This window comes from Pseudomonas sp. 32A (assembly GCF_052682255.1).
Genome location: NZ_JBQYLY010000001.1, coordinates 5,841,639 through 5,856,184, shown reverse-complemented (window position 1 = coordinate 5,856,184; position 14,546 = coordinate 5,841,639). Strand labels below are relative to the sequence as shown.

Annotated in this window: 15 protein-coding genes; 9 read left to right on the top strand and 6 right to left on the bottom strand. The window is 60.9% G+C overall.

Annotated elements, in window-relative coordinates:
* Window positions 1-53 precede the first annotated feature (53 nt).
* From rfaH to ACUN0G_RS26890, 3 genes are all read left to right on the top strand, one after another.
* Entirely contained in the window at window positions 54-563 is a 510-nt protein-coding gene (rfaH, locus tag ACUN0G_RS26900) for a transcription/translation regulatory transformer protein RfaH (RefSeq protein WP_445574787.1), read from the top strand.
* Between the two features lie 120 nt (window positions 564-683).
* The gene (locus tag ACUN0G_RS26895) at window positions 684-992 is read left to right on the top strand and encodes a phosphomannomutase (RefSeq protein ID WP_445574786.1); all 309 of its coding nucleotides are present in this window, start codon (window positions 684-686) and stop codon (window positions 990-992) included.
* Complete coding sequence (locus ACUN0G_RS26890; protein WP_063030996.1) at window positions 989-1,336, top strand: hypothetical protein; 348 nt, start codon at window positions 989-991, stop codon at window positions 1,334-1,336. The genes ACUN0G_RS26895 and ACUN0G_RS26890 overlap by 4 nt, the downstream gene beginning before the upstream one ends.
* On the opposite strand, the gene ACUN0G_RS26885 is transcribed toward ACUN0G_RS26890, so the two are convergent.
* The 4 genes from ACUN0G_RS26885 to ACUN0G_RS26870 form a co-directional block, all read right to left on the bottom strand.
* Window positions 1,288-1,911: a hypothetical protein gene (locus ACUN0G_RS26885; RefSeq protein WP_445574785.1), complete on the bottom strand. Its 624-nt coding sequence runs from the start codon at window positions 1,909-1,911 to the stop codon at window positions 1,288-1,290. The genes ACUN0G_RS26890 and ACUN0G_RS26885 overlap by 49 nt on opposite strands.
* A gap of 69 nt (window positions 1,912-1,980) precedes the next feature.
* Window positions 1,981-2,970, bottom strand: coding sequence for an ABC transporter substrate-binding protein (locus ACUN0G_RS26880; protein WP_445574784.1), 990 nt, complete (start codon window positions 2,968-2,970; stop codon window positions 1,981-1,983).
* Window positions 2,963-3,730, bottom strand: coding sequence for an ABC transporter ATP-binding protein (locus tag ACUN0G_RS26875; protein ID WP_063030998.1), 768 nt, complete (start codon window positions 3,728-3,730; stop codon window positions 2,963-2,965). Before ACUN0G_RS26875 ends, ACUN0G_RS26880 begins: the two co-directional genes overlap by 8 nt.
* A gap of 1 nt (window position 3,731) precedes the next feature.
* The gene (locus ACUN0G_RS26870) at window positions 3,732-4,595 is read right to left on the bottom strand and encodes an ABC transporter permease (protein WP_177026643.1); all 864 of its coding nucleotides are present in this window, start codon (window positions 4,593-4,595) and stop codon (window positions 3,732-3,734) included.
* Between the two features lie 250 nt (window positions 4,596-4,845).
* Here ACUN0G_RS26870 and ACUN0G_RS26865 point away from each other — a divergent pair, with 250 nt between their 5' ends.
* Complete coding sequence (locus tag ACUN0G_RS26865) at window positions 4,846-5,934, top strand: LLM class flavin-dependent oxidoreductase (protein ID WP_445574783.1); 1,089 nt, start codon at window positions 4,846-4,848, stop codon at window positions 5,932-5,934.
* Between the two features lie 873 nt (window positions 5,935-6,807).
* Here the strand turns inward: ACUN0G_RS26865 and ACUN0G_RS26860 are convergent.
* Complete coding sequence (locus ACUN0G_RS26860; protein ID WP_063031004.1) at window positions 6,808-7,602, bottom strand: class II aldolase/adducin family protein; 795 nt, start codon at window positions 7,600-7,602, stop codon at window positions 6,808-6,810.
* A 107-nt stretch (window positions 7,603-7,709) separates the two neighbouring features.
* The gene (locus ACUN0G_RS26855) at window positions 7,710-8,615 is read right to left on the bottom strand and encodes a LysR family transcriptional regulator (RefSeq protein ID WP_063031006.1); all 906 of its coding nucleotides are present in this window, start codon (window positions 8,613-8,615) and stop codon (window positions 7,710-7,712) included.
* A gap of 219 nt (window positions 8,616-8,834) precedes the next feature.
* Here ACUN0G_RS26855 and ACUN0G_RS26850 point away from each other — a divergent pair, with 219 nt between their 5' ends.
* The 5 genes from ACUN0G_RS26850 to ACUN0G_RS26830 all read left to right on the top strand — a co-directional run bounded on the left by ACUN0G_RS26850 (window position 8,835) and on the right by ACUN0G_RS26830 (window position 14,454).
* Window positions 8,835-9,443: a cysteine dioxygenase family protein gene (locus ACUN0G_RS26850; protein ID WP_445574782.1), complete on the top strand. Its 609-nt coding sequence runs from the start codon at window positions 8,835-8,837 to the stop codon at window positions 9,441-9,443.
* Entirely contained in the window at window positions 9,440-11,020 is a 1,581-nt protein-coding gene (locus ACUN0G_RS26845; RefSeq protein WP_445574781.1) for a rhodanese-related sulfurtransferase, read from the top strand. Before ACUN0G_RS26850 ends, ACUN0G_RS26845 begins: the two co-directional genes overlap by 4 nt.
* 102 nt (window positions 11,021-11,122) lie before the next feature.
* Entirely contained in the window at window positions 11,123-12,079 is a 957-nt protein-coding gene (locus tag ACUN0G_RS26840) for an ABC transporter substrate-binding protein (RefSeq protein WP_445574780.1), read from the top strand.
* A 13-nt stretch (window positions 12,080-12,092) separates the two neighbouring features.
* Entirely contained in the window at window positions 12,093-13,436 is a 1,344-nt protein-coding gene (locus tag ACUN0G_RS26835; RefSeq protein WP_445574779.1) for an LLM class flavin-dependent oxidoreductase, read from the top strand.
* A gap of 13 nt (window positions 13,437-13,449) precedes the next feature.
* Window positions 13,450-14,454, top strand: a complete 1,005-nt coding sequence (locus ACUN0G_RS26830; RefSeq protein ID WP_177026512.1) for an ABC transporter substrate-binding protein — start codon at window positions 13,450-13,452, stop codon at window positions 14,452-14,454.
* Window positions 14,455-14,546: the final 92 nt, after the last annotated feature.

Sequence of the window (14,546 nt, the reverse complement as noted above, 5' to 3'; positions counted from 1 at the left end):
GCTTTAAATTACATGACCGCCGAGTTTCGTTATATATAGACAGAGGAAGTTCCATGAGCGCAAATGCCAACAAAGCCTGGTACCTGGTCCAGTGCAAATCCCGGCAGGACGAGCGCGCCGAGGAGCATCTTCAGCGTCAGGGCTATACCTGTTTTCGCTCTACCTATAAACGCGAACGGCTGTTGAAGGGCCAGCGCAGGACCACTCGCGAATCGCTGTTTCCCGGTTATCTGTTTATTCAAATGAGCCTGCAGGACAGCTGGAGCTCCCTGCGCTCGACCCGCGGGGTGTCGCGGGTCGTGGCATTCGGCGCACATCCGCTGCCCATCAGCGACGCACTGGTGGGCGAGTTGCAGGAGCGAGACCATCAGGGCGTTGTGGCAACCCTGTTGCAGCCGGGCGAAAGCGTGCGCATCAACGAAGGGCCGTTTGCCGAACTTGAGGCCGTCTTCCTGGCCATGGACGGAGAAGAACGGGTGGTATTGCTGATGAACTTCCTGCAACGGGAACAGCGCATCAACGTGCCTTTAGCGGAAATCAGCCGAGTCCAGTTGACTTGCTGACAACCTACTTAATCAGACGAAAAATAACATCTAACTTACTAGCAGACTAAAAATAACATCCCCTTACTTTTTCGCCTCTTCAGAATAAAGTAATACCTGAATAAACAGCGAGGGACGGCCATGAAAAGTTCAAAGCTATTGGTAGAGCGTATCGGACTGTTTCCTTCTTCGGGAAACATCCACGTCAAGGTTAATAGTTCAACCACCGTTGTAGAACGCATGCACGTGTTATATGCCAGTAATTCACTGGACAGCGACGAATCCTGTAGCGGGCTTTCAATGGTCTTTGCCGACTGGCGCTTCAAGTTGCAGGTGAGCAATCCCCTGTCCATTTGCCTGTGCGTGGAAAGCCGCGGCGACAGCCACCTGATGCAAATGAAGACCGCCGAGTTACTGGCCAATATCTCCTGCACCGAGGAGCGGCCATGAGCATTTATGAGGACCTGAAACGTGCGTACGCCTTGAAAAGGCTGACGAACGCGTTTGAAGGGTTCGTGGGCCTGGCGCCCAACGAACAGCTGCCGGCGGAGCAATACGCACGCAACACCCAGGTGCTGTCCCACTGGCTGGATCGCTTGCGAGACAACTCACCGCAGGACATCACCGATACGTTGTTCAAGCAAATGAAGCGCGCTCAGCGCCGTGGCGATGCCCGGCGCTTCAATTGCCAAACGGTACTGCTGGAGCTGCTGGTGGAGAGTAACCTGGCGCTGGACCTGGCTACTTACTCGGCGTTCATCGGCATGGAAGAGGCGCGCCAGGAAGGCTCCTGATGGGCCTCATCAGCCCCTGAAACCGCCACGGCGACATGGTTGAGCAGTTTCTCGGCGTTGTACTTGGGTGCCATCGCACTCAGCAACAGAATCACCATTCCCCCACCGATCAGGGATGGGGAAACCCGCACGTCAACCACCTCAAGTCGCCATAGAAAAGCGATCGCCGCCATCCCACCCAGGAAGCCACCGGCCAGCGCTTCGTTGAGCGGGTGAATGTAGGGTGCGACACAAAAAGCGCTGAACCAGGCGGTGATCAACAGCCCGCAGATAGCCGCTGGCCAGCGCCAATCGGGGTTGATGCGGCGGGCTACCAGGCTTATCGCCACGGGGACCATCAACGAGGTATTCATGGCGTGACCGCTGAGCACGGCGATATCGAGGTGTTGGAGCGACACGCCCCAGCCCTTGAACAACAACTTGCTGAACGCCACGATGGAATAGGTGCAGGCGATTGTCATCAGCCACCACTTGACCGCCTGGGGCCGGGAGTACCAGAGCCAGACGGCGATCACCACTGCGGCCGGAATCATGACGGTGATACCGCCGTATTGCGCCAGTTCTTCCCGTATCAAGTGCTGTTCCTTACACGCCAGTTTTCCCGGACCCAATGAGACCTCAGACCCGGGCAAAACACAACGACTTCAGGGCGAAGCGGCCAACGCTTGCGGCGAAAACACCTCGGGGTCCATCAATTTCAGCACCTCTACCCGATGGGGAAAAATCTTCTTCTGCACAAACAGATCATCCACCTGCTGCAACGCCTGCACATCCCGCTCCTCTACCGGCAGCAGCGACTCATCGCCCCATGCGCGCAGCAATTGTGAAACCGGCAGCGGGATATCGTTGACCTTGGCAAACACCCGCGCGTATTCCTCGGGGTTCTGTTGCGCCCACTCAAAAGCCTTGGCGAACCGCTGCAAAACATCACGCAGCGCCTGGCGCTTGAGTGGGTCGGTGAGCACCTCATCGGAGGCGGTAATAAAGGTCAGGCCGGTATTGATGCCCTCTCCGCTGATCAGCACCCGTGCGCCCTGCTGTTCGGCGAACGCCTGGTACACCCCAAAGGTGGCCCAGGCTTCGATCTTGCCGGCGTTGAACGCAGGCAGCGCATCGGTGGGCAGGACGAAGCCGACGTTGACGTCCTGTTCATCCACGCCGGCATTCGCCAGGGCGCGGATCAGCAGGTATTGGGAAATGCTGCCACGGGCGGACGACACCACCACATTGCGTCCTTTCAGGTCGGCCACACTGTGGATCGGTGAATCGGGCGGCACCAGGATCGCGATGCTCCGCGCCTGGCTGCGGCGTACGGCGACGATACGCAACGGTGTGCCTCCGGTAGCGGCCGCCAGCACCGGCGTATCCCCGGCCGGGCCCAGGTCTACAGCGCCGGCGCGCAAGGCTTCGAACAGAGGCGCGGCACCCTGGAAGTTGGCCCACTGGACCTTGTAGTCGATGCCGTCCAGGGTGTGGGCGGCTTCCACCACGGTGCGCAAGCCTTTGGCCTGGTCACCCAGGATCAAGGTCACGCCGGACAGGTCCGAGGCGGACTTCGGGGCTTCAGCGGCTTTGTCGCAGCCGCCCAGCAAAATCGCCACCACCAACAGCCCTACCGTCCTCAGCTCAACCATGGGCGAACCGCCGTACATTGGCATTTGCAGCCTGCGTGGCCGGGGCGTCCACTTCCACCCCCAGCAGGCTGAGTAAGCGGGCGCGAATCGCCTGGAAACCGTCCTGGCCGGTATCCCGTGCACGGGGCAGATCGATGGTCAGCTGTTCGGCAATCTTGCCATTTGCCAACACGATCACGCGGTCGGCCAGCAGGATCGCTTCGTCGACGTCGTGGGTCACCAGCAACACGGCTGGCGTGTGTTTGCGCCAGAGTTCGATGATCAGGCGATGCATCTTGATGCGGGTCAGCGCATCCAGCGCGGCAAAGGGTTCGTCGAGCAACAGCAGCTTGGGCTCGCGCACCAGGCCGCGGGCCAATGCCACGCGCTGGGCCTCGCCGCCGGACAGAGTCGCCGGGTAAGCTTCCAGCCGATGAGCCAACCCGACTTCCGTCAACGCCTGCACAGCGCGGGCCTTGGCGTCGGGAACGCGCAGGCCGAGGATCACGTTTTTCCAGGCACGTTTCCACGGCATCAGGCGCGGCTCCTGGAAGACTGCGGCGCGGGCCTTGGGCACCCGCAACTGGCCGCTGTCGATACTGTCCAGGCCCGCGAGGCTGCGCAGCAAGGTGGTCTTGCCGGAACCGCTGGCCCCCAGCAACGCGACAAACTCCCCAGGGGCGATATCCAGGTCCAGGCCGTCGATGACCCGCTGCTGGCCGAACTGGCGCACCACATTGCGCAACTGCACCGGTGCTACTGAAGCTTCGAGAATCGACATGTCAGTTCCTCACAAACGATGGGCGCCAGGCCAGGGCAAAACGTTCCAGGGTGCGGATCAGGCCATCGATCAGCAGACCCAACACGCTGTAGATCAACAGGCAGATCACGATCACGTCGGTGCGCATGAAGTCCCGCGCATCACTGGCCAGGTAGCCGATACCGGCGGTGGTGTTGATTTGCTCGACGAACACCAGGGCCAGCCAGGAGATGCCCAGGGAATAGCGCAGGCCGACAAAAAACGAAGGCAGCGAGCCCGGCAGGATCACATGCCAGATCAGCTCGCGGCGGTTAAGGCCGAGGGTGTTGGCAGCCTCGATCAATTTGGGGTCGATGTTGCGGATGCCGGCGAACAGGTTGAGGTACACCGGAAACGTGGTGCCGGTGACGATCAGCGCGATCTTGGTGAACTCGCCGATGCCGAACCAGAGGATGAACAACGGCACCAGCGCCAGGGAAGGAATGGTGCGCAGCATTTGCATCGGTGAGTCGAGGATCACCTCACCACGCTTGGACAGGCCGGTGATCAGCGCAGCCACCACGCCGATACTGACGCCGATGCTCAAGCCCAGCAGCGCCCGTTGCAGCGACACCAGCAGGTGCTTGCCCAACTCACCGGAAACAATCATCGCCCACAAGGTGCCGCCAATCTGCGACGGCGCGGCGATGATCCGGGCCGGAATAAAGCCCAGCTCAGAGGCCAGTTCCCACAGCAGCAACAACACAATCGGGCTCACCAGCCGCAGCAACACATCGGGAGTGCGCCAGTTGCGCAACCAGCGTGGAATCAAGCGGGATGCGACCCCGGCTTGACCCTCGGCCTTGTCGACGGAAAACGAACTGGCGTTAAGGGACTTTTCAGTCATCGGGCTTCCTTCCTCATCAAGAACACGGCCAGGAGCGCCGCTGCGGCTTCATGCTATTCGCATAAAAAACCTCAGTGAAATTCTATTTGGGAATAACCTAATGCGATTAAAATGCACATTACTGATAACCATATAAAATTATGATTCTGTATTTTTATAATTAGGATAGAACCAATCGGCATTTTACAGGCCCGGGTGCGGCACCTATTTTCGATAGCAGCTTTATTCCTGCCCTCAACAAGGACTGACCATGAGCATCGAATTTATCGGCTATATCGGCGGCCACCACGCCTCCGAGATCCACCCTCGCAGCGGCCCGACCTTGCAGCCCGACTACGTGGAAACCGTGGCCCGCGCCCATGAGGAAGCCGGCTTCGACCGCGCCCTCGTAGCGTTCCACTCCAACAGCCCGGACAGCACATTGATCGCCGCCCACGCGGCCAGCGTGACGAAAAAGCTGCAGTTCCTGATTGCCCACCGGCCCGGCTTTGTCCAACCCACCCTCGCCGCCCGCCAGTTCGCGACGCTGGATGTGTTCAACGGCGGGCGCACCGCCGTGCACATCATCACCGGCGGTGACGACCGTGAACTGCGGGCCGATGGCAGCCATATCGACAAGGACGAACGTTATGCGCGCACCGACGAATATTTGAGCGTAGTGCGGCAGGAATGGACCAGCGAAAAGCCCTTCGACCATCACGGCACTTACTACCGGTACGAGGGTGCGTTTTCGACGGTGAAGTCGCCGCAGCAGCCGCACATACCGTTGTATTTTGGCGGGTCTTCGGCGGCGGCCATTGCGGTGGCGGGCAGACATGCGGATGTGTATGCGCTGTGGGGTGAGACCTACGAGCAGGTGAAGGAAGTGGTCACCCAGGTGCGGGCGGAAGCGGCGAAGCATGGGCGTACGGTTCGCTTCAGTTTGTCGTTGCGGCCGATTCTGGCGGAGACTGAAGCACTGGCGTGGGAGCGTGCGGATCGCATCCTGGAGCAGGCGACGGCGTTGGCTGAGAAGAGTGGGTTTGTGAGGCGTGAACCGCCGAATGAGGGCTCGCGTCGGTTGTTGGCGGCGGCGGCTCAGGGTTCGCGGTTGGATAAGCGGTTGTGGACCGGGATTGCCGGGCTGCTGGGGGCTCAGGGTAACTCTACGTCGCTGGTGGGTACGGCTGATCAGGTGGCCGAGGCGTTGCTCGACTATTACGACCTGGGTATTACGACCTTTTTGATTCGTGGGTTTGATCCGCTGAATGATGCGATCGATTACGGGAAGCGGCTGATACCGCTGACTCGGCAGTTGGTGGCTGAACGGGAGCGCCAGGTGGCTGGAAAAGTGGCCTGACAGTAGGTTTGAGGTGGACCGGGGACATATCCGTTTCTTCGGTAACGGCCACCTATGGTTCCGCTCTTACAGCGGCTCACTTTGGAAAAGCCCCAAAGTAAGCAAAGGGCTCTGCCCCGCCTGTCGGCGCCTCGCTGTGGCTCGGCGTTCCCTCACTCCGGCATTGCTCCGCGGGCCGCCGCGACGGGCCATCCATGGCCCGGCGCGGCTAAACCGGCGTCCTGCCGGTTTACCCGCTCCGCACTGCCTACGTTCGGCCTCGGGCTTATTGGGGCAGTCAGATCAAAATCAAAAGCAGATCAAGAGCACAGCGGCCTACCGGCCGGCTTGAGTGTTAAAAGCAGAGGCAAGATCCAGAGCGAAAGCCAAATCTGAAGCTGATGCAGCTCTGCTTTTCTGTGGGAGCTGGCTTGCCTGCGATGCAGGCAACTCGGTACATCAGATACACCGAGGTGATGCCATCGCAGGCAAGCCAGCTCCCACATTTGACCGTGCCCGCTTTAGCTTTTGATTTTGCTGTTGCTTCACCACACTCAAGCCGGCCGGGAGGCCGCTGTGCTCTTGCTGTTGATCTTGATCTTGATCTTAGGCGCCCCGTTAAACCACGCTGGCCGAACGCAGGCTTTAGAGCGTGGGTAACCCGGCAGGACGCCGGGTTAGCCGCGCTGGGCCATGGATGGCCCATCGCGGCGGCCCACGGTCCAAAGCCGGAGTGAGGGCACACCGAGCCTAAGCGAGGTGCCGAGTGGTGGGGCAAGAGCGTTTTGCTTACTTTTGCGCTTTTCAAAAGTGAGCCGCTGTAAGAGCGGAACCAATAGAAGCCGTAACCGAAGGAATGGATATGTACTCCCCTGCCCTGATTGCAGACCAACTTCAAAGTTTGTAATCAGTATCCGTACGCTCCAACTGCCGAATCAACGCATTCCAATGCCGCGCCACCCCCGGCCCATCCCCGCTCTTGAACACCTCCGCCTGCTTCTCAACCTTGGCCACCACCTCCGCCGGAGGAAAGATCAACTCAGCATTCCCCCCCGCCTGCGCCGCGATCTGAATATTGCACGCCCGCTCCAGCCCCTGCAGCTGCTGGAACGCATGCTCCACACTCACCCCCGCCGTCAGCAACCCATGATTACGCAGGATCATCACACTCTTGTCCCCCAGGTCCGCCACCAACCGCTCACGCTCATCCAGGTCAAGGGCCACACCTTCATACCCGTGGTACGCCACGCGCCCGGAAAACCCGATGGAATGCTGGGAAATCGGCAACAACCCATCCTTCTGCGCCGACACAGCAATGCCATCGCGTGTATGCGTATGCAGCACCGCCTGCAAATCGTGGCGAGCCCCATGGATAGCACTGTGAATTACATAGCCCGCATAGTTGATACCCAGACCGGTAGGGTCATCGACGATCGTACCGTCAATATCGACCTTGACCAGATTCGAAGCGCTGATCTCATCGAACAACAGCCCATAGGCATTGATCAGAAAATGCTCCTCAGGCCCCGGCACACGGGCGGAGAAGTGGGTGTAGATGTGGTCGGTCCACTTGTACAAGGCGGCCAACCGATAGGCCGCCGCCAGCTTGACGCGCACCTCCCACTCTTCCGGGGTGACCCGCTGGCGGACGTTGTTCGAGACACTGGAGATCGAGGTGACGCTGCTCATGGCAAAACTTCCTGGATGGCCTTAAGGACTTCCAGGCAAGCCTAGGGGATGACCAAAAATAATAAAAAGCACATTTTAATCTAAGCTAATTATTATTTTTTTTCATATCACGCCGCATTGCGGACCTTGTGCAGCGACGCCGCCACCAGCTTGCCAAACGCGTCCACCGGCCCTTGCAGGTTGCCAAGAAAGTGCGGGTAGATCAGCCACAGATCCATCACCGGCTTGAAGTCCTTCAGCGGCATGGCCGCCAGTTGATCGCGATGGGCACTGCGTTCCAGCAGCGGGCGTGGCACCAGGCCAAGGCCCAGGCCGTCAGCCACCAGGCCCAGTTGCAGCTCGGTGCCAAAGGTCTCCAGGTTGACCCGTAGCGCCAGGCCCTGGTCCGACAAGGTGCGTTGCAGCCCGGCGCGGAAGCCACAGCCATCCGGGTTGAGGATCCAGCCGTTCTGGTACACGTCCGCCAGCTTGCAGGGCTTCTTGGGCAGTTGGGCCTTGGCGCAGACCACCACCAGTTCCATCTTGCCGATGGACTCGCCGACGATGTTATCCGGGAAGATCTTGCCCGCCGGAAACAGCGCCGCTGCCGCGTCCAGTTCGCCGCGCTCGATCTTGCCCACCAGTTGGCTGCCCCAGCCGGTAGCTACCTGGGCGCGCAGGTCGGGGAATTCACTGCGCAGGTGCTTGAGGGCATCCAGCAGCACCACGTCGCCGATGGTTTGCGGCACGCCCAGGCGCAGCAGGCCGGTGGGCGGTGCGTCGGTGGCCACCAGTTCGCGCAGGGCGTCCATTTCCCGGAGGATCGAACGGCACTGTTCATATACCCGCGTACCGATCAAAGTAGGCTTGAGCGGCTTGGTGTTGCGGTCGAACAACTCCACCCCCAGCGCCTGCTCGAAGTTCTGCACGCGACGGGTGATGGCCGGCTGGGTCAGTTGCAACGACTCGGCGGCATGGCTGATGGACTGGCAACGAATCACTTCGACAAAGGCATCGATATCGTCAATTTTCATTTGGGCCGCACATAGAGAACAGTCATTAAGATGTGTGAAAAGCATAGTTCCATAAACGGTGGCTGGATAGCCTGCCGCTCGATCGATAACGTCTAACGCTATTCAAACCGGTTCTAAATTACTTTCCGCTATAACCTAATCATTAAAAAATAGCATATTAACTATAAACATTATGCTTAGATAAACCCATCACCACGAACCACCCACGATGGAATTGTCATGACCCAGGCCCGACACCCGGAGAGACTCAGAGCATTCATTGGCGCCCTGGCGGAATTGATCGACGGCAACCCTCGCGAAGGCGACCTGCTGCATCGCGGCGGCAAGCTGCTGGCGCAACTGGTGAGCCACGATGACTGGCTGCCGGACGAATTTGCCCAACCCAACCCCGAGCGCTATCAACAGTTCTTGCTGCACGCTGATTCGCGCCAGCGCTTCAGCATCGTCAGCTTTGTGTGGGGGCCGGGGCAAACCACGCCAATCCATGACCATCGCGTGTGGGGGCTGATCGGCATGCTGCGCGGCTCCGAGTATTCCCAGGGCTTTGAGCGCAACGCCGAGGGCGTACTGGTCGCCGACGGCAAGCGCATCCAGCTCGAACCCGGCCAGGTGGAAGCCGTGTCGCCGAAGATCGGTGATATCCATCAAGTCAGCAATGCCTTCAGCGACCAGGTGTCCATCAGCATTCATGTCTACGGCGCCAATATCGGTGCCGTGCGCCGCGCCGTGTACCAGCCGGACGGCAGCGAGAAACTGTTTATCTCCGGTTATTCCAACGCCTTTCTCCCGAACATCTGGGATTTGTCCAAAGAGAGCCCTGCCCTATGACTGCATCGAACCGCAGCTTCGCCCAGATTCGCCAGGCCCTGCTGGACCGTGAAGAAGTCGCCCTTGTGGATGTGCGCGAGGAAGCGCCTTTCGCCGAATCCCACCCGCTGTTCGCCGCGAATATCCCGCTGTCGAAGCTGGAACTGGAGGTGTATTCACGCATCCCACGCCGGGATACCCAGGTGACGGTGTACGACAACGGTGAAGGTCTGGCACAGATCGCCGCCCAGCGCTTGCAATCCCTCGGCTATACCCAGGTCAGCCTGCTGGAAGGCGGCCTGGACGGTTGGCGCAACGCCGGTGGCGAGCTGTTTATCGACGTCAACGTACCGAGTAAAGCCTTTGGCGAACTGGTGGAAAGCCAGCGCCACACGCCGTCGCTGGCCGCTGAAGAAGTGCAAGCCTTGCTCGACAGCAACGCCGACGTGGTGGTGCTCGACGCCCGGCGCTTTGATGAATACCAGACCATGAGCATTCCCACCGGCATCAGCGTGCCCGGCGCCGAACTGGTGCTGCGCGCCCGTGAGCTGGCGCCCGACCCGGCCACCCGCATCATCGTCAATTGCGCCGGGCGTACCCGCAGCATCATCGGCACCCAGTCGCTGATCAATGCGGGCATCGCCAACCCTGTGTCTGCCTTGCGCAACGGCACCATCGGCTGGACCCTCGCCGGGCAGAAGTTGCAACACGGTCAGGCTCGACGCTTTGCGCCCACCTCGGAAGAACACCGCCAGATCGCCGCCAAGGACGCCCGCCAAGTCGCCGACAGGGCCCACGTAGGCCGCGCCACCCTCGCCGACCTGCAACACTGGCAGCAGGAAGCGGCACGCACCACTTACCTGTTCGACGTACGCACCCCGGAAGAATTCGCCACCGGCCATCTGCCCGGCTCGCGCTCCACACCGGGCGGCCAACTGGTGCAGGAAACCGACCATGTCGCCAGCGTACGCGGCGCCCGGCTGGTACTGGTGGATGACGACGGCGTGCGGGCCAATATGTCTGCGTCCTGGCTCGCGCAACTGGGTTGGGAAGTGCATGTGCTGGATGACCTGCAACCTGCGCACTTCAGCGAACCGGGTGCCTGGGTAGCTCCCGTCCCGGCACCGCAACAGGCCGAACTCATCAGCCCGCACAACCTCGCTGAATGGCAGGCTCATGGCGACACTGCGGTACTGGATTTCACCGCCAGCGCCAACTACGTCAAGCGCCATATCCCCGGTGCGTGGTGGGCGTTACGCGGGCAACTGCCAGAGGCCTTGCGCAAAGTGCCTGCGGCCGAACGCTACGTGTTGACCTGCGGCAGCAGCCAACTGGCGCGCCTTGCAGTCGCCGAAGTCGAAGCGCTGACCGGCAAGCCCGTGTTCCTGCTGCAGGAAGGCACCGCCAGCTGGATCGCCGCGCAACTGCCCCTGGAAGAAGGCGAAACCCGCCTCGCTTCACCGCGCATCGACCGCTACCGCCGCCCGTACGAAGGCACCGACAACCCGAGGGAAGCCATGCAGGCCTACCTGGACTGGGAGTTCGGCCTGGTGGACCAGTTGGCCCGCGACGGCACCCATGGGTTTTATGTGATCTGAATACCATCAGGAGCGAGCCCGCTCGCTCCTCTTTCCACTACCGGCCGACCCCTTCTCCAGGCGGAGGCGACTGAACGCAAGACCTAGCCTGGAGCCTGCCTGATGCGCTTGACCCTTGCCCTTTTACTGGCCGCCCTCACCTTGGGCGCGACCTGCCAGGCCGCCGACCTGCAACCCCTGCGGGTGGCCAACCAGAAATCCACCATCAAGGCGCTGCTGGAAGTCGCCGGCGAAACCCGGGATGTGCCCTACGAAATCCAGTGGTCCGAGTTCCCCGCCGCCGCGCCGTTGGGCGAAGCCCTCAACGCTGGCGCCGTGGACATCGGCGCCCTGGGGGACGCGCCCTACGTGTTCGCCCTTGGTGCCGGCGCGCCCCTGAAAGTGGTGAGCATCATCCACGCCGAAGGCCGCAACACCACCGCGCTCATTGTGCCCAAGGATTCGCCCATCCACGATCTTGCCGACCTCAAGGGCAAGCGCATCGTTACCACACGCGGCTCCATCGGGCATTTCCTGGCGATCAAGGCACTGCGTAGCGCCGGCCTTTCCACCCACGACGTGCAGTTCATCTTCCTGCTGCCCAGCGAGTCACGCCTGGTGCTGGATAACGGCACCGCCGATGCCTGGTCGACCTGGGACCCCTACACCACCGTGGTCACCAGCCAGAGCCAGGCCAGGGTCCTTGCCAGCGGCAACAACCTGCTGAGCAACTACCTGTACCTCGCCGCCACCAGCAAGGCGATTGCCGACAAGCGCGTGCAGCTGGACGACTTCGTGGCCCGGGTCGACCGCGCCTACCGCTGGAGCAACGATCATCCGCAAGCGTTCGCCGCCGCCATGGCCAAAATCACCGGCTTGCCGCTGGAGGTGCATGTGGCCGTGGCCAACGCCACCCATATGCAGCCGGTGGCGATTGACGACACGGTGATCAGCGGCCTGCAAACCACCGCCGACATCTACCAGGACGAAGGCCTGCTGACCAAACACATCGACGTGTCCCAAGGCTTCGACAAAAGCTTCAACGCCAAGCGTGCCCCGCTTACCCAGGCTTCCCGCTAAAAGGAGAAAGAACATGAGCAAACGCCAACTGAAACTCGGTGCCATGGTGCACGGCGTCGGTCACGGCTGGGGCGAATGGCGCCACCCGCAGGCGCAACCCAATGCCAGCGTCAACTTCGGGTTCTATAAGCATCAAACGCAACTGGCCGAAGGTGCGAAATTCGATTTCGTCTTCATCGCCGACAGCCTGCATATCCATGAGAAATCCAGCCCCCATTACCTCAACCGTTTTGAGCCCCTGACCATCCTTTCGGCCCTCGCCGCCTTGACCTCGAATATCGGCCTGGTGGCGACCGTCACCGTGAGCTACACCGAACCGTTCCAGGTAGCACGCCAGTTCGCCTCCCTGGACCACATCAGCGGCGGCCGCGCCGGCTGGAACGTGGTGACCTCATGGCTCAGCGGCACTGCCGACAACTTCGGCAAGGCCGAACACCCGCCCCATGCCATGCGCTACCGCATCGCCAAGGAACACGTGAATGTGGTCAAGGGCCTGTGGGATTCCTGGGAAGACGATGCCTTCGCCTACAACAAGCAAAGCGGCGAGTTCTTCACCCCCGGCAAGCTGCATGCATTGGGGCACAAGGGCGAGTTTTTCTCGGTCAAGGGCCCGCTGAATATCGCCCGGTCACGCCAGGGCCAGCCGGTGATTTTCCAGGCGGGCACTTCCGAGGACGGGCGCAATTTTGCCGCCGAGTACAGCGACGCAATTTTTGTCCACGCCGAGACCTTCGACGAAGCCAAAGCCTACGCCCAGGACTTGAAGAAACGCGCCCGCAGTTTCGGTCGCGATGCCGATCAACTGTCGATCCTGCCGGGCATCCGGCCAATTGTTGGCCGCGACGAAGCTGAGGTGGAACGCCGCTATCAGCAAGCCGTGGAGCTGGTGACCGTCGAGGACGCAATCGTCGCCCTGGGCCGCCCGTTCAACGACCACGATTTCAGCAAGTACCCGCTGGACGAACCCTTCCCGGAACTCGGCGACCTGGGCTCCAACAGCCAGAAAGGCGGCTCCGACCGCATCAAGCAATTGGCTCGGGATGAAGGCCTGACCCTACGGGAAGTGGCCCTGCGTTTCTCCCGGCCCAAGCGCGATTTCGTCGGCACCCCGGAGCAGGTCGCCGACGCGATCCAGACCTGGTTCGAAGCGGGTGCCGCCGATGGTTTCATCATTAATTCACTGCTGCCCGATGGCCTGCAGTACTTCACCGAACAGGTGGTGCCGGTGCTGCAACAACGCGGTCTGTTCCGCCGTGAATACAGCGGCGTCACCCTGCGGGAAAACCTTGGCCTGGACGTGCCGGCCAACCGCTACAGCGCCGCCCTTGAAACCCAACCCACACAGATCGCCATCTGACCAGGGCACGACCATGACGAACACGATCAAACACGGACAGTTCAATCGTCGCGGCTTCCTGGGCGCCAGTTCGATTGCCTTTGGCGCGCTGGGCCTCGCCTCGCTGGTGCCACGGGCTTTCGCTGCACCTGCGAAGCTCTCGGACCTGACCCTGGCTGTCGCCACCTACCGTGGCCAGGACTCGTACTTCACCGACGACGCCGGCACCTCCAACACACCCTACAAGGTCGACTACGCCGAGTTTGCCGGCGGCAATCTGATCGTCGAAGCGCTGGCCTCGGGCAGCCTGGACATTGGCGGCATGAGTGAGATCCCGCCGATCTTTTCAATCCAGAGCCACCGCGAGCCGAAGTTGATCGCGGTGCTGCAAGGCGACGTGAATAACCAGGTGATCCTGATTCCCAGGGAGTCGAACATTGAATCCATCGCTCAGCTCAAAGGCAAGCGTGTGGGCTACGTACGCTCCACCACCTCCCACTACTTTCTGATCAAGGCCTTGAAGGAGCAAGGGCTGACCTTCAACGACATCACCCCCGTGGCGCTGACGCCGCAGGATGGTTTCAGCGCGTTCCAGAGCGGCCAGCTGGACGCCTGGGTGATCTACGGGGTGTTTATCCAACTGGCGAAATTCCGCAGCGGTGCCCGGGTCTTGAAAACCGCCCTTGGCTACCTCTCCGGCAACTACCTGATCGGCGCCCGCCCCGCAGCCCTGGAAGACCCGCTGCGCAAACAAGCGATCCAGGATTACCTGCAGCGCCAGGCCCGCACCCTGGAATGGATGAACAACAACCCCGAGCCGTGGGCCGAGAAATCGGCGAAGTTGCTGGGGGTGGATAAGGCGGTGTTCCTCGATGTGTACAACAACCGCAGTCAGCCTTACAGCGTGATCGAGGTGAACGACCAGGCCATCGCTTCGCAGCAGGAAGTCGCAGACCTGTTCTTCAATGCCGGGGTGTTGAGCGAGCGGCTGGATGTCAGCCCGTTGTGGGACCGGCAGTTCAAGTTGCTGCCGATATAACCACCCTTCGAAAACGCCGAATAGCCAATGTGGGAGCGGGCTTGCTCGCGAAAGCGGTGTGTCAGGCACCACATGCACTGAATGATCCACCG

Bases quoted from the DNA above. Each gene is read 5' to 3' on its own strand.
- rfaH (WP_445574787.1), top strand. From the start codon at position 54: ATGAGCGCAAATGCCAACAAAGCCTGGTACCTGGTCCAGTGCAAATCC.
- ACUN0G_RS26895 (WP_445574786.1), top strand. From the start codon at position 684: ATGAAAAGTTCAAAGCTATTGGTAGAGCGTATCGGACTGTTTCCTTCT.
- ACUN0G_RS26890 (WP_063030996.1), top strand. From the start codon at position 989: ATGAGCATTTATGAGGACCTGAAACGTGCGTACGCCTTGAAAAGGCTG.
- ACUN0G_RS26880 (WP_445574784.1), bottom strand. From the start codon at position 2,970: ATGGTTGAGCTGAGGACGGTAGGGCTGTTGGTGGTGGCGATTTTGCTG.
- ACUN0G_RS26875 (WP_063030998.1), bottom strand. From the start codon at position 3,730: ATGTCGATTCTCGAAGCTTCAGTAGCACCGGTGCAGTTGCGCAATGTG.
- ACUN0G_RS26870 (WP_177026643.1), bottom strand. From the start codon at position 4,595: ATGACTGAAAAGTCCCTTAACGCCAGTTCGTTTTCCGTCGACAAGGCC.
- ACUN0G_RS26865 (WP_445574783.1), top strand. From the start codon at position 4,846: ATGAGCATCGAATTTATCGGCTATATCGGCGGCCACCACGCCTCCGAG.
- ACUN0G_RS26860 (WP_063031004.1), bottom strand. From the start codon at position 7,602: ATGAGCAGCGTCACCTCGATCTCCAGTGTCTCGAACAACGTCCGCCAG.
- ACUN0G_RS26855 (WP_063031006.1), bottom strand. From the start codon at position 8,615: ATGAAAATTGACGATATCGATGCCTTTGTCGAAGTGATTCGTTGCCAG.
- ACUN0G_RS26850 (WP_445574782.1), top strand. From the start codon at position 8,835: ATGACCCAGGCCCGACACCCGGAGAGACTCAGAGCATTCATTGGCGCC.
- ACUN0G_RS26845 (WP_445574781.1), top strand. From the start codon at position 9,440: ATGACTGCATCGAACCGCAGCTTCGCCCAGATTCGCCAGGCCCTGCTG.
- ACUN0G_RS26840 (WP_445574780.1), top strand. From the start codon at position 11,123: ATGCGCTTGACCCTTGCCCTTTTACTGGCCGCCCTCACCTTGGGCGCG.
- ACUN0G_RS26835 (WP_445574779.1), top strand. From the start codon at position 12,093: ATGAGCAAACGCCAACTGAAACTCGGTGCCATGGTGCACGGCGTCGGT.
- ACUN0G_RS26830 (WP_177026512.1), top strand. From the start codon at position 13,450: ATGACGAACACGATCAAACACGGACAGTTCAATCGTCGCGGCTTCCTG.